Source organism: Chryseobacterium binzhouense, assembly GCF_007474545.1.
GTDB classification, from domain to species: Bacteria; Bacteroidota; Bacteroidia; order Flavobacteriales; family Weeksellaceae; genus Chryseobacterium; species Chryseobacterium binzhouense.
In genome coordinates this window covers 905,999-918,301 of the sequence record NZ_VKOG01000001.1, presented here as the reverse complement: position 1 = coordinate 918,301, position 12,303 = coordinate 905,999, and the positions used below count along the sequence as shown (strand labels likewise).

Annotated in this window: 12 protein-coding genes and 1 tRNA gene; 8 read left to right on the top strand and 5 right to left on the bottom strand. The window is 33.3% G+C overall.

The window, feature by feature from the left end:
* Positions 1–131 precede the first annotated feature (131 nt).
* The 3 genes from FNE73_RS16670 to dcm all read left to right on the top strand — a co-directional run bounded on the left by FNE73_RS16670 (position 132) and on the right by dcm (position 1,971).
* Complete coding sequence (locus FNE73_RS16670; protein ID WP_185147281.1) at positions 132–278, top strand: hypothetical protein; 147 nt, start codon at positions 132–134, stop codon at positions 276–278.
* 89 nt (positions 279–367) lie between these two features.
* A complete protein-coding gene (locus FNE73_RS04205) occupies positions 368–646 on the top strand; it encodes a DUF6471 domain-containing protein (RefSeq protein WP_185147280.1) in 279 nt (92 codons plus the stop codon).
* Positions 643–1,971 carry a DNA (cytosine-5-)-methyltransferase gene (dcm, locus tag FNE73_RS04200; RefSeq protein ID WP_143883509.1) on the top strand — a complete coding sequence of 443 codons (1,329 nt, stop codon included), beginning with the start codon at positions 643–645 and terminating at the stop codon, positions 1,969–1,971. The genes FNE73_RS04205 and dcm overlap by 4 nt, the downstream gene beginning before the upstream one ends.
* Here dcm and FNE73_RS04195 read toward each other — a convergent pair.
* Complete coding sequence (locus tag FNE73_RS04195) at positions 1,952–2,638, bottom strand: NgoBV family restriction endonuclease (protein WP_143883508.1); 687 nt, start codon at positions 2,636–2,638, stop codon at positions 1,952–1,954. The two genes, dcm and FNE73_RS04195, sit on opposite strands and share 20 nt — an antisense overlap.
* 19 nt (positions 2,639–2,657) lie before the next feature.
* On the opposite strand from FNE73_RS04195, the gene FNE73_RS04190 reads away from it, so the two are divergent.
* On the top strand, positions 2,658–2,849 hold the full coding sequence (locus FNE73_RS04190) for a hypothetical protein (protein ID WP_143883507.1): 192 nt from the start codon (positions 2,658–2,660) through the stop codon (positions 2,847–2,849).
* Positions 2,850–2,878: 29 nt separating this feature from the next.
* Here FNE73_RS04190 and FNE73_RS04185 read toward each other — a convergent pair whose 3' ends face one another.
* Together FNE73_RS04185 and FNE73_RS04180 are read right to left on the bottom strand one after the other, a co-directional pair.
* Positions 2,879–4,525, bottom strand: a complete 1,647-nt coding sequence (locus tag FNE73_RS04185; protein ID WP_143883506.1) for a UvrD-helicase domain-containing protein — start codon at positions 4,523–4,525, stop codon at positions 2,879–2,881.
* A complete protein-coding gene (locus tag FNE73_RS04180) occupies positions 4,522–6,387 on the bottom strand; it encodes an ATP-dependent nuclease (RefSeq protein WP_228429866.1) in 1,866 nt (621 codons plus the stop codon). The genes FNE73_RS04185 and FNE73_RS04180 overlap by 4 nt, the downstream gene beginning before the upstream one ends.
* Positions 6,388–7,475: 1,088 nt before the next feature.
* Here FNE73_RS04180 and FNE73_RS04175 point away from each other — a divergent pair.
* The gene (locus FNE73_RS04175) at positions 7,476–8,000 is read left to right on the top strand and encodes an antirestriction protein ArdA (protein ID WP_143883505.1); all 525 of its coding nucleotides are present in this window, start codon (positions 7,476–7,478) and stop codon (positions 7,998–8,000) included.
* A 106-nt stretch (positions 8,001–8,106) separates the two neighbouring features.
* On the opposite strand, the gene FNE73_RS04170 is transcribed toward FNE73_RS04175, so the two are convergent.
* A tRNA-Ile gene (locus tag FNE73_RS04170) sits at positions 8,107–8,180 on the bottom strand.
* Between the two features lie 64 nt (positions 8,181–8,244).
* Positions 8,245–8,640 carry a methylmalonyl-CoA epimerase gene (gene mce, locus FNE73_RS04165; protein ID WP_143883504.1) on the bottom strand — a complete coding sequence of 132 codons (396 nt, stop codon included), beginning with the start codon at positions 8,638–8,640 and terminating at the stop codon, positions 8,245–8,247.
* A gap of 250 nt (positions 8,641–8,890) precedes the next feature.
* On the opposite strand from mce, the gene rbfA reads away from it, so the two are divergent.
* The 3 genes from rbfA to FNE73_RS04150 are packed head-to-tail and all read left to right on the top strand — an operon-like array spanning position 8,891 to position 12,296.
* Positions 8,891–9,250, top strand: a complete 360-nt coding sequence (rbfA, locus tag FNE73_RS04160) for a 30S ribosome-binding factor RbfA (protein ID WP_089745576.1) — start codon at positions 8,891–8,893, stop codon at positions 9,248–9,250.
* Between the two features lie 6 nt (positions 9,251–9,256).
* The gene (locus FNE73_RS04155; RefSeq protein WP_143883503.1) at positions 9,257–10,462 is read left to right on the top strand and encodes an ABC transporter permease; all 1,206 of its coding nucleotides are present in this window, start codon (positions 9,257–9,259) and stop codon (positions 10,460–10,462) included.
* A 49-nt stretch (positions 10,463–10,511) separates the two neighbouring features.
* A complete protein-coding gene (locus FNE73_RS04150) occupies positions 10,512–12,296 on the top strand; it encodes an endonuclease (protein WP_143883502.1) in 1,785 nt (594 codons plus the stop codon).
* Positions 12,297–12,303: the final 7 nt, after the last annotated feature.

Here is a 12,303-nt window from a genome sequence, read left to right as displayed (position 1 = left end):
ATTATTAACGCTTTTTCGTTGTTCGATAAAATTTGAGATGCTAATATAAGAATTTTTGTAATTATGTGACAGTTTGTTTTTTTAGTGGAATGTACACGTTAGTGTATCATCAAACAAAAAAAGAGACTCTTATGAAAGTCTCTTCTATCTCTTTAAAATATTTCTATGATAAACCTGTAATAGCAGAAAAAGCTCCCGAAGCTGAAGTTTATTCTGAGCTTGCCGAAGGGTTCAACAGGGTTTTCATTGTTGGCTTTGCAAGCCCAACGAAAACTTAGCTATTACTTGCCGTATTTTTTATTTTCGTTATTTTATTTGCAAATATGATAATTATTATCGAATATTGCAAAATAAATCTATCTCAATTATGTCAAACTGGGACGATAAAGCAAAACGACTATTAAAGTCGGAAATGGTAAAACGTGGTTATACAAATACCGATTTGGTAGGATTACTGAACGAAATTGGTGTCGAGGAAACGAAAGCAAGTATCGACAGTAAAATTAGTCGAGGCAGTTTTAGTGCTACTTTTCTGCTACAATGTCTTACTGTTATAGGTTGTCATAAATTAGAAATTGAAGATTATGAAAGTCAATTGTTAATGGTTGCCGAACCAAGCGAACCTTATAAAACTTCTAAAAAATGAAAAGTAATACTGTAAGATTTATTGACCTTTTTGCAGGTCTTGGTGGTATCCGTTTAGGTTTTGAAAAAGCATTTAAAGAGGTTGGAGTAGACACCGAATGTGTGATGACATCGGAAATAAAACCGTATGCTGTAAAAACCCTTAAACACAATTTTGGTCACGAATTTTTAGCAGGCGATATTTTTAAAGTACACAATGAATTTATTCCCGATTTTGATTTTTTGTTGGGCGGTTTTCCCTGTCAGCCTTTTAGTGCAGGTGGAAAACGTCAAGGTTTTTTAGATACAAGAGGTACTTTGTTTTTTGAAATAGAAAGAATATTGAGAGAGAAAAAGCCCTATGGTTTTATTCTTGAAAATGTAGAAGGTTTGGTAAAGCACGATTTGGAAAATAAGAATGACGAAATTGGCAGAACACTGAAAACCATTTTGTACACACTTGAAAATGAATTGGGCTATAAAACAAGTTGGAAAGTTTTTGATAGTTTAGAATTTGGTTTGCCACAATCTCGTAAAAGAATTTTTATCGTTGGTACAAAAGATGAAAAGATAGATTTGAATGGTAACGAACCTCGGTTTAATGCTTTGGAAAGTGTTTTAGAAAAAGGGTTACCAACTCTGAAATCTGATTTTATTGATAAACTTTTGTCTCATTTTTCTATCGAAGATTTGTACGGAAAATCAATAAAAGACAAACGTGGTGGCAATAACAATATTCATAGTTGGGATATTGAAATAAAAGGAAGTGTGTCTAAACAGCAAGCCGAAATTCTCAATCAATTGTTTAAGCAAAGGCGTAAAAAGCAATGGGCAGAAGAAATTGGAATTGATTGGATGGATGGAATGGCTTTGACTTTAAAGCAAATCAATACCTTTATAGATTTACCTAAAAAGGAATTAAAATCATTGCTAGATGATTTGACCTCAAAAGGGTATTTAAAATTAGAACATCCAAAAAAGTTAGTTAAAATTCAAACAGAAAACGGAATTGCAACTTCTCGTGAGTATGACGAAACCAAACCGAAAGGTTACAACATTGTAGCTGGAAAATTAAGTTTTGAGGTTAATAAAGTTCTTGACCCGAAAGATATTGCCCCAACTTTGGTAGCAACAGACGTTTCTCGTTTAGCTGTTCCTGATGGTAAAGGTTTACGCAGATTGACTATTCGTGAAGGATTGCGATTGTTTGGCTATCCCGAATGGTACGAAATCCCTACAAAAGAATATGATGCTTTTGATTTATTGGGTAACACGGTTGCTGTGCCTGTTGTGGAATTTGTAGCAAATAAATTAGCCGAAGTTTATGTTAGCGAACTTGCAGTTTAATACCTGTATGTTCTTCATAATTTTTCAACACATTTTGTAACCAATGACCATTTCCGTGGCGAGTTTGTGGATATTGGTAACGTGTTTCATTGAGTGCAGAAAGAAACTCTTCCAATGAATTGAACGGTTTAAATTTAGAGCGTTCCGAATACCAGATGCCTGGTCGGATGTTGTAAATTACACTTTTCTTTTCTTGTACTTTCAATGGATAAGTTCCGCTTGGACAAGCTAATTCCCAAATCTTTTTAATCCAAACATCTTTGATAGTCAGTTCGCTTCCTTTCATTTGGTAAGCAAAGATAAGATAGTCAGAATTTAAGCGATAAGCCGAAGTTAGTAAAGAATTACAGTAGGAGTCGAAATTGGCAAGGTCAAAACCTGGACCTCTGTCCCAATCAAATGACTTTACTTCAAGAAGCCCTAATTTTTTGTTATGTTTGTCAAGATAAAAGTCAGGAAAAACTTGAGAGTTGGAGTTTTCTTCAAACTCAATACTTTCTTTCATTAGCCAAGCTTTCAACCATTCTTGCAAAAGGTTTCCAACGGTGTCTTTAGTTTCTATTGAAATTGTAAGGTCTTTGAGCGAAAAATTGATAATTCCTTTTTCTCCGATAATCTTGTATTCGTTTACCAATTTGTTGTGTAGCTCTTGTCCCGATAATTTCATTCTGTCAGTTTGTTAAATTTTGTGCAAAGTTATTAATTTTTTTCTGATGTTCAGTTTTGGCGTTTGGTTGGGTAATATGGCAGGTAACGATTTGCAGCTTGGCGAAGTGACGGAAATCGTAGCGCAAATGTTCAGTTTTGCACAAAATTTAATCGAAGAACTGGTCTTGAATTTAGTACTGAATCCGCCTTTTGCCAAAATGCTGTTATAGCCAGTGCTTTTTGTTAATCAATCCTTGGTTCAATTTCTTTTAAATCTCAATTTTTCTATTTCGTCCTTCCATATAAATTCAGAGTCTTTGCCATTCCTTGTTTCTCCTTCATTATTCGTTCTTTTTGTACTTGATAATAACCAACATCCTTTTCTTGCTCTTGTTATTCCTACATAATGTAAGTTCAAGTCCTGTGTCCAATCTCCAAAAAGAGGATTGTTAAAGTCATTATTTTTTCCAGGTTGTTTGTTTGGGAAAACCCATTCGTATAAGTCCAAATGAAAGACAAAATCATATTCAAGTCCTTTCGACTTATGTAAAGTCAATATATTAACTTCGTTTTCATTTGCTGGTTCGTAAGATTTTAATTCTATTGAATTGTCTAATACAAATTTTAATAAGTCTATAGATTCTTGGCTTTTTGAATGTGGAGCAATAATGTTAGCAATATTGATAAATTCCGTAGTAAGTTCTTGCTTATTCAATACGGTTGCAGAGAAAATCCTTTCAATATTTTCCTTCGCAGTTTTAAGTTTTTCTAAATTACTATTACTGAAATTATCGTATGATGTAAAAACTTCAATAACTTCAATAAATTTAAAATTCTTATCGTAACCAAAATGCAATAAATTTGAAAAAATTGATGACCAAACATTAAGATTTGTGTCTAATTTATTGCTTACAGATAGTTTATGCGGTTCTTTAAGTTCTGTGTTTATAATTTCTCCAGTTCTTGTTGTTCTTGTCAATATTGCAATTTGGTTTCGTTTCTCAATTTTAAAAGCCTCTTGAATAACTTTTATTTTTTGGTCTAACCAATTTGCAATCGCTTGTTCATTACCTTCAACTCTGCAAAAGAAAATCAGATTTTGTTCCGTAGAAATTAATTCTGTTTTAGGATTAAGTAAGTAGTTTGAATAATTAATTATTGACGGGTGGCAACGATGATTTTTGTCTAATTTAAAATACTTGAAAGTTTCATCTTTGGTCAATTCTTCCAAGTATTTTGCATCCTTACCCGAGAATGCGTAAATAGATTGATTTAAGTCGCCAACTGCAACTGCCTTTATATCTAAAAATTTTATTTTTTGAAAAATTTGATGTTGCTCAAATCCTGAATCTTGGTACTCGTCAATATAAATGTACTTGTATCTGGCACGAATATAATTTTGACAAGCAATAGAATTTGTATAAACATAGTTTGCCAGTAAACCAATAGTTTCAATGAAAATTGAGCCATTAAGAAAATATGATTTTAAAATATCAATGTTTGCGTCTGATAGTTTTTCTAAAGTTAGATTTCTATCGAACCATTCAAAATTTTCACTTTCATCTTTTGGTAATGATGAGAGTTTTGTGATTTTAATTTGATTTTTTGGAATTCCAAAAAGATGTTTCGCAAAAGGAATTATTATTTCCGAAAGATTAAATTTATCAATAGTTCCAAAAAAAGAACTCATTGGGTTTTCGCCATTTGAAAGGCTTCTATTTTTTAGTTCCGTACTTGCTTTGTTGGTGTATGAAATTGCTATTACACCTTGATGTTCAAGCATGTTTTTTAAATTTCCCTTTATTTTTTCAGATATGACAAATGTTTTGCCGCTACCTGGAGCAGCTATAACAACTGCATTGCCATCATAATCAAGAATAAGTTTTTGTTGTTCAGTTGGTTTCATTTCTTTTGTATTTCTTCAATTATTTCTTGGCATTTAATTAAGGGCTTTGCAATTGGGTCTTTAGCCAATTTCGCAAGACATTCTTTATTATTTCGCAAAAAATCATACATAAAAGAAGCTTTTCTTTTTTGCATTTCAAACACAATTTCAGTTTCATCAAAGTCGGCAAAATGCTTTTTCAAATCTTCCTTAATATCTGTGTTAAAGAGGTCATTTTCTAAATCCTTTTTCGATAAATACATTTTATACAATTCAAGGTCTTTAGTAATTAATAATGCTGATTTAGTGTTGACTTCTTCGGGAGTTTCCGTTGTGAAACCTTTCAAATTTATTTCATTTGAACTCAAAATACCTTCTGTATCAGCGTCTTCTTTAAAATGCTCACGGTAAATGTCAATACAACGCTGAATACCTGCAAAACGATATTCTACTTTTTTGGGAACTTTGAAAATATCGTTGTCCGTTCTCATAACCCATTCTATGTTTAAGCTATTTAGTATTCTAATAAAGGTAGAAAAGCCAACTCCGTCAACCATTAAAATACTGATATTAAGTCTGTCTAAATCTAATTTTAATTGAGTTGATAAGGTTTTATAGAATAATTCTTCGGAAATACCTTCCACAAGAAAAACTACATCGGAAAAAAAAGCTTCAGCAGGAATTATGCTTAATCTATAACCAAAATCCTTAAATGCTGTATCTATGATTTCGGAACAACCATTTGAAGCAGCTTTAGTTTCTCCCTTTTTATTGAATAATCTGACAATCGAATTAGGACTAAATTCCGATGCAATTTGAGGAGAATGAGAAGTTAGTAAAACTTGACCTTTGATTGATGTGTTTAAGTAATCTGCAAGTTTACGTTGTTGATGTGGGTGTAAATGAGCTTCTGGTTCTTCAATACAAAAGATTGTAACTTCTTTCAAACTGTCCTTAGTTAGTTCATTTCTTGAAGCCCACAATGCAAGGTATATTTGGTTTAATCGCCCATCACCGCCTATTAAAACGCTTTGTTCATTGCTTTTTGAAGCAATAGAAACACTATTTATAAAATTGTCCACATTGGAAGAGGTTGCATCAAATACAATTTTTTGTTTGGTGTGATGAAGTGATAATTTGGAAAGTTCCTCATTGATTGTGTTTGTTGCGGAAGATATAAAATTCAGTTTGGGTATTTTTTCATCTACATTTTTTAGTTGCGATTGAATTTCAGAATAAAGTTTTTCGTCTTGAGCAATTTCGTCTTCCTCTCTGTTTTCTTTCGCAATTTGAAATAAGTATCCTTTTTCTCGGTTTATGTAGTTATGTAAATCTCGTCTACTACTAATGTACTTTACATTTAATACTTTTCTGTAGTATCTGTCTTCAATTTCTTCAAGTAGGTCTGCCGTTGGTCCTGCAAACAACTGATATGTCTTGACTTTTGTAATTTTATCACGAAAAGCTTTGTATGATAAAACAAGTTTGTTGTCATCTCCAATTTTGCCTTTTAATTTTGAAACAACACAATCTTCTGTTACATCGTCAAAATGTAGTTGAATTGTAAAAGAATTTGTTTCTTCAAAAGCATAAAAGTCTGTGTCTTTAGGTTCAATGTCGTAATCCGATAAACTTCTGTCTAATAAAAGTCTTACAGCCCAAAGTAAATTGGTTTTCCCAACATCGTTTGCACCAATAATTAGAGATTTTTTCGCAAGATTTATTTTTGCTTTTTTGAAGTTTCTAAATCCTTGAAGTTTTACTGTAGCTAAAATCATAATTGTTTGTCTTGGTTTCTCACTTTGTTGTGTGGTTTTGCTAGTATTGGCTATAACATCTAAATTTACGCATTGCGCCAATATTAACAATAGATATTGCGCCAATTTTTTTAACGTTTATGAATTCATGTATGTAATTATTTGATTTTCATTGATAAAATATGAATTGTTTTTTATGCTCTTTTTGTGTAGGCGCATATTTATACTATTTTTGATTAAAACACACTAATGGAAATTATATCACATCTGTACTGTGAGAAACTGGGGGTATGACTCTATCTGCAATAGTTTTATAAGTTATTATATATTCGCTGTAAACTACAAAATTTGATTCATTTTTGTAAATTGTTACAAGTCTATTGTGGCTTAGGTAAGTAATCTTTGTGGTTTGGTCGGGATGTAAAAAAGCTGTAATCATAGCAAGTGTACTTTTGTCAATATATATCTACCTATTTACCCCAAAACAAAAAAAGTCCCTCGATTAAACGAAAGACTTTAAAAACATAAATGATGAAAAAAAATATTTTTCTGGGATTAATATATCACCTTTGGTTGGTTCATGCAATCTTAACGTGCAGTCTACTCAAACTACCATAAACAGAAGTGTTTTCAGAGTTTCTGCTACATAGTATCTATATATCCTAAAAATATTCTACAAATTATATCACACCTAACTCTCTTCTAACAACTCTAAACCAACATTTCGGGTGGCTAGGGTAAACGGTTTGTGATGTTTGGCTCAATACTTAATTCAATTACGGATATACAGGGAGAATGTATAATACTTAGGTTACTATTTACACCACCCTCCAAATTTTTGCTGTAAAAATACACCCCTATACCGTATCTCAAAAATTTTATATAGGCATTAGGACTGTACCTACTATACGGATTTAACACCCCGTCAGCGAGGTTTTTTCGTTGCGCCCCCTGTCAAAGATTTTTGTTTTTTGACGGCTGTTTTTGTCGTCCTGCGCTCCGAGTGATTAAAAAGTTTTTAACTTACGTTGATATTTTGGTTAAAAACTGCTGTAAATACTTGTTTTTATGGGCTTTTTGACGTATATTTATACATCTTTACAAGCTACTTTTATCTTTGGATACAAGGTTCAATATAAAAACAAAAATGCCTAGAAGTATTGGCGTACTGCTAGGCGAATCAATAAATTTTAACATACCTAAAACTTATCGACATGACAAAGTTACAAAATTGTCTTGATACTACTAGTATCTATTGTGGCACGTATGCCAAGTATAACAACGGAAGCCTTTACGGCAAATGGTTGAATCTTTCAGATTATTCCGATTATGACGAACTACTTACTGCAATGTATGAGCTTCATTCTGACGAAGCCGACCCCGAATTTATGTTTCAGGATTATGAATGTCCGATTCTGGAAAAACTAGGATTGTTAAGCGAGTGCCATATATCAAATGATATATACGATGTACTGGAACAAATCAATGATTCAGGGCATGATGTAGAGGTTTACGAAGCGTGTTTAGATAATCTCGGGAAAATGGACTTCCAAAGCCTATACGAATATGTAAACAATTTTTATTACGGTGAATTTTCGAGTGATGAAGATTTTGTACAATACTTATATGAAGATGATACGTTTAATATTCCAAATTGGGTTGTGATTGATTGGAAAGCAACCGCCAGAAGCATAATGTTTGATTATTTTGAAAGTAACGGGCATTATTTCCGTAGTTAAATAAAGATTATTAAGTTTACTTGTGTTTACCTTTAAACTTGACCTGTACCTTGACCCATTACAAAACAAAAGCACCTACAAATATGTAAGTGCTTGATTATGATTGTGGTCCCACCTGGGCTCGAACCAGGGACCACCTGATTATGAGTCAGGTGCTCTAACCAACTGAGCTATAGGACCGCAAAACTGGTTAAATTTTGTGTTTGCAAAAATAGTAAAAATTATTTCTCTACAAAATATTTTTTTACTTTTCTTGACAAAGTTCTACAAGCACGCCATTGGTAGATTTAGGATGTAGAAAGACAACTAATTTATTATCAGCACCTTCTTTAGGTTCTTCTGAAATAAACTGAAATCCTTCTTTTTTTAATCTTTCCACTTCTTCAAAGATATTTTCGACACCAAATGCCAAATGGTGAATGCCCTCCCCTTTTTTATCAATAAATTTAGCGATAGGACTTTCATCATTGTTCGCTTCCAGAAGTTCAATTTTACTTTCGCCAGTTTCGTAAAACGATGTAGTTACGCCTTCCCTTTCAACTGTTTCCTTTTTGTAGGATTCTTTTCCCAAAAGTTTGGCAAAAAGTTCATCTGAAACTCCCAAAGATTTCACAGCAATACCAATATGCTCTAATTTCATACGTAAATATTATTTCTTTTATTGTTTATTATTCGTTGTTTCATCGGTACTTATAGCAAAAATGACCGATAAACTATTTTTTACGAAATCATATCATTGTTTACATTGTATCATAGGCTTTTATTAAAGAGGATTCAAAGTAAAACAATATGAATTTTGTGATTGTCCTAAAAGTTTAAAACAAGTTTATTATCTTGTATTCCAATTTCAGCCGATCAATTCAAACAAAAGTACTAAATTTGCATAAATTATGGAAAGTAACAGACAAAGAAAAGTAGCACAGATTATACAGGAAGATTTCGCAGAACTTTTCCGAAAGCAGTCGTCAGAAAGCAAACAAAATATTCTTGTTTCTGTATCTGACGTGAAAGTAACTCCTGATCTTGGGATTGCTAAAATTTATCTCAGCATATTTCCACAGGAATTTCGCACTGCAGTAATGAAAGAAATCGAAGAAAACAAAGCACAATACCGCAACTTTATAGGTCAGAAAATGGCAAAACAAGTGCGTATCATTCCTCAATTGAATTTCTATCTTGACACTACACTGGATGATGTAGAGAGAATTGAGAAAGAATTACGTGGAGAAGGCGAAAACCCGGTTTTATAACTCGCTTTGAGAAACATTGCATTTTATATTGCCTCACGCTACCTTTTATCAAAAAAAGGAAGTACTGCTGTAACATTTATTACCTGGCTTGCTGCCGTGGCGATGAGTGTTGCGGTTGCTGCAATGTTTGTGATTATATCGGTTTTTTCAGGACTCGAAGATTTTAATAAAAATCTTATTTCCGATCTTCATGCTGATCTTACAATTAAAAGTACATCTGGTAAGACCATCCAGAATTTCAGCAAAATCAATGAAATTTTAAAGAAAGAAAAAGAAATTGCCGGTTTTTCAAGAATTATAGAAGAGAAAGCTTACGTAAGCTTTAACGGTAAAGGTGATATTGCATATTTGCGGGGAGTAGATACCAATTATACCAAAGTAAATCCTGTCAACAAAAATATTTTCTACGGTAAATACCCATCTTTTGAATATACCAATGAGGTGATCATGGAACATAATCTACAGAACAGACTGGGAATAGCTGTAGATTCTGAAACTGATTTCACCACTGTTTTTATGCCTAAATCAGGGACGGGAATCATCAATAAAGAAGAAGACATTTACAATAAAAGAGAGATTATCGTTACCGGTATTTTTCCTGGAAATGAACAGCTCAACAGTTACATCATTGCTCCAGTTGAGCTTACAGAGGAACTTCTGGGTCTTCCAAAAAACTCAGCGTATCAAATAGTTATTAAATTAAAAAATCCGCAAAATGCAGATTCGGTAAAGCAAGATTTACTAAAAAAAATTGGCGGAAATATTGAAATTAAAACAAAAGAAGAAGAAAATGCAGCATTCTGGAAGATGATTAACACCGAAAAGCTGTTTATCTATCTTATTTTTGCTCTGGTTATTTTCATTACTACTTTTAATCTTGCAGGAGCTATTATCATTCTTCAGCTGGATAAAAAAGAACAGGCAAAATCGCTGATTTCGTTAGGTTTTCCGTTGAGCCATCTTAGAATGACCTATTTCTATACCGGTATTCTGATCGTTATTACAGGTATTGTTACAGGATTGCTTCTGGGAACAGCCCTGTGTTATTTTCAGATTTACACCGAATTATTTAAAGCTGTAGAAGATTTACCATTTCCGGTGAAGATTGTCACAAAAAATTATTTTACGGTAGCCGCTATTGCAGCTCTATTCGGAGTTTTAATCTCCTGGTTTTTTTCAAAAATCAGTAAAAATTATATTACCAAAAATTAATATTTATATAGTAAGAATATTCGTAAATTTGCCGTCCAATTCAAAAAAAATGAAGCAAATTTTTTATTCTCTTCTTATAAGTCTTTTAGCAGTAAGTATATCGGCTCAGGCTCCTGCTAATTATTACAGCACAGCTACCGGGACAGGTGCTACGCTAAAGACTCAACTGAAAAACATCATTACCGCAGGACACAATCCCGGTTCTTATAACGGATTGTGGACGGCCTATCAAACTACAGACCGCGATTATTACTACGAAAATGACGGAACAATTTTAGATATCTACTCTGAAAATCCAACGGCTGCAGATCCTTACAACTATACTGTGGGAGCCAATCAGTGTGGTAGCTACAACAGCGAAGCTGATTGCTATAACAGAGAGCACATCGTTCCTCAAAGTTTGTTCAATGAAGCATCACCTATGGTTTCTGATGTGCATTTTATACGTGCTACAGACGGCTATGTAAACAACATGAGAGGAAGTCTTCCTTTTGGTAAAGTTGGAGTTACCAATTATATTTCAAATAACGGATCAAAAAGAGGAAACTCTATTTCACCGGGATACTCAGGAGTCGTTTTTGAACCTATTGATGAGTTTAAAGGAGATGTTGCCAGAATGATTTTTTATTTTGTGACCAGATACGAAACACAATTATCTGGCTTCAGCTCAGGAAATATGCTTGGAAATTCTGCTTATCCAGGACTTCAGCAATGGCAGCTGGATCAATTACTGGCTTGGCATGCTTTAGATCCTGTTTCTTCTACTGAAATCGGTAGAAATAATGCTTCTTATGTTTATCAGGGAAACAGAAATCCTTATATTGACAATCCAAATTACGTAAATTTAGTTTGGGGAAGTCCTACAACAGATATTCAGGCTCCGACAGCTCCTTCCAACCTGGTTGCCAATAACCCTACTTCAAGCACAATATCTCTCAGCTGGACAGCTTCTACCGATAATGTGGGCGTTACAGGCTATGCAATTTATGTAAACGGAGTTTTACATTCCACCGTTACTACAACAACAGCAACTATTTCAAACCTGAATCCGTCAACAACATACAGTTTCTATATTATTGCTAAAGATGCAGCCGGAAACTCTTCCGCTCAGAGCAATACTGCCACAGAGACTACTCTCGCAGGATCCGGCGGCGGAAGCGGAACGTGCGGTACAGAAGATTTCTCAAATATCCCTGCTACAAGCAACCCTGCTTACAGTACACAGATATGGACAAACAATAACATTACATGGACTGCAACAGACGCAAGAATTGACCAAACAATTAACGGTAAAGCAATCACTATCAGAAACGGAAATCTTACAAGTTCTACCATTTCTGGAGGTATAGGCAGTTTAACAGTTACTACCAAATTGCCATTCTCGGATTCAGCTGGCAATCTTATTATACAGATCAACGGAAATAATGTGGGAACTATCCCTTTTAGCACCACAGCTACGACCACCACAATCAACAATATTAATGTTTCCAATAATGTTGTTATTAAGATAATCAATGCAGAACAAGGAAAAAGAATTTCTATTGATGATTTAAGCTGGACTTGCTACAATTCATCGTTATCAACTTCAGAAGTATCAAAAGATAAATCTGAGTTTACAATCTATCCTAATCCGGTAAAAAATCAGGAATTATCTGTAAAAGGAGAAAATCTTAAAAACATTACAAAAGCTGAAATCTATGATCTTTCAGGAAAAATGATCAGAAGTATTGAAAATCCTTTCAGACATTCTAATAAAATCAATTTACACGGAATAGTGAAAGGTGTATATATTTTGAAAACTGAGCGTTTTTCTACGAAATTTATTGTAGAATAATACGTTA

Excerpts from the sequence above, each read along its gene's own strand:
- FNE73_RS16670 (WP_185147281.1), top strand. The coding sequence starts at position 132 with ATGAAAGTCTCTTCTATCTCTTTAAAATATTTCTATGATAAACCTGTA.
- FNE73_RS04205 (WP_185147280.1), top strand. The coding sequence starts at position 368 with ATGTCAAACTGGGACGATAAAGCAAAACGACTATTAAAGTCGGAAATG.
- dcm (WP_143883509.1), top strand. The coding sequence starts at position 643 with ATGAAAAGTAATACTGTAAGATTTATTGACCTTTTTGCAGGTCTTGGT.
- FNE73_RS04195 (WP_143883508.1), bottom strand. The coding sequence starts at position 2,638 with ATGAAATTATCGGGACAAGAGCTACACAACAAATTGGTAAACGAATAC.
- FNE73_RS04185 (WP_143883506.1), bottom strand. The coding sequence starts at position 4,525 with ATGAAACCAACTGAACAACAAAAACTTATTCTTGATTATGATGGCAAT.
- FNE73_RS04175 (WP_143883505.1), top strand. The coding sequence starts at position 7,476 with ATGACAAAGTTACAAAATTGTCTTGATACTACTAGTATCTATTGTGGC.
- mce (WP_143883504.1), bottom strand. The coding sequence starts at position 8,640 with ATGAAATTAGAGCATATTGGTATTGCTGTGAAATCTTTGGGAGTTTCA.
- rbfA (WP_089745576.1), top strand. The coding sequence starts at position 8,891 with ATGGAAAGTAACAGACAAAGAAAAGTAGCACAGATTATACAGGAAGAT.
- FNE73_RS04150 (WP_143883502.1), top strand. The coding sequence starts at position 10,512 with ATGAAGCAAATTTTTTATTCTCTTCTTATAAGTCTTTTAGCAGTAAGT.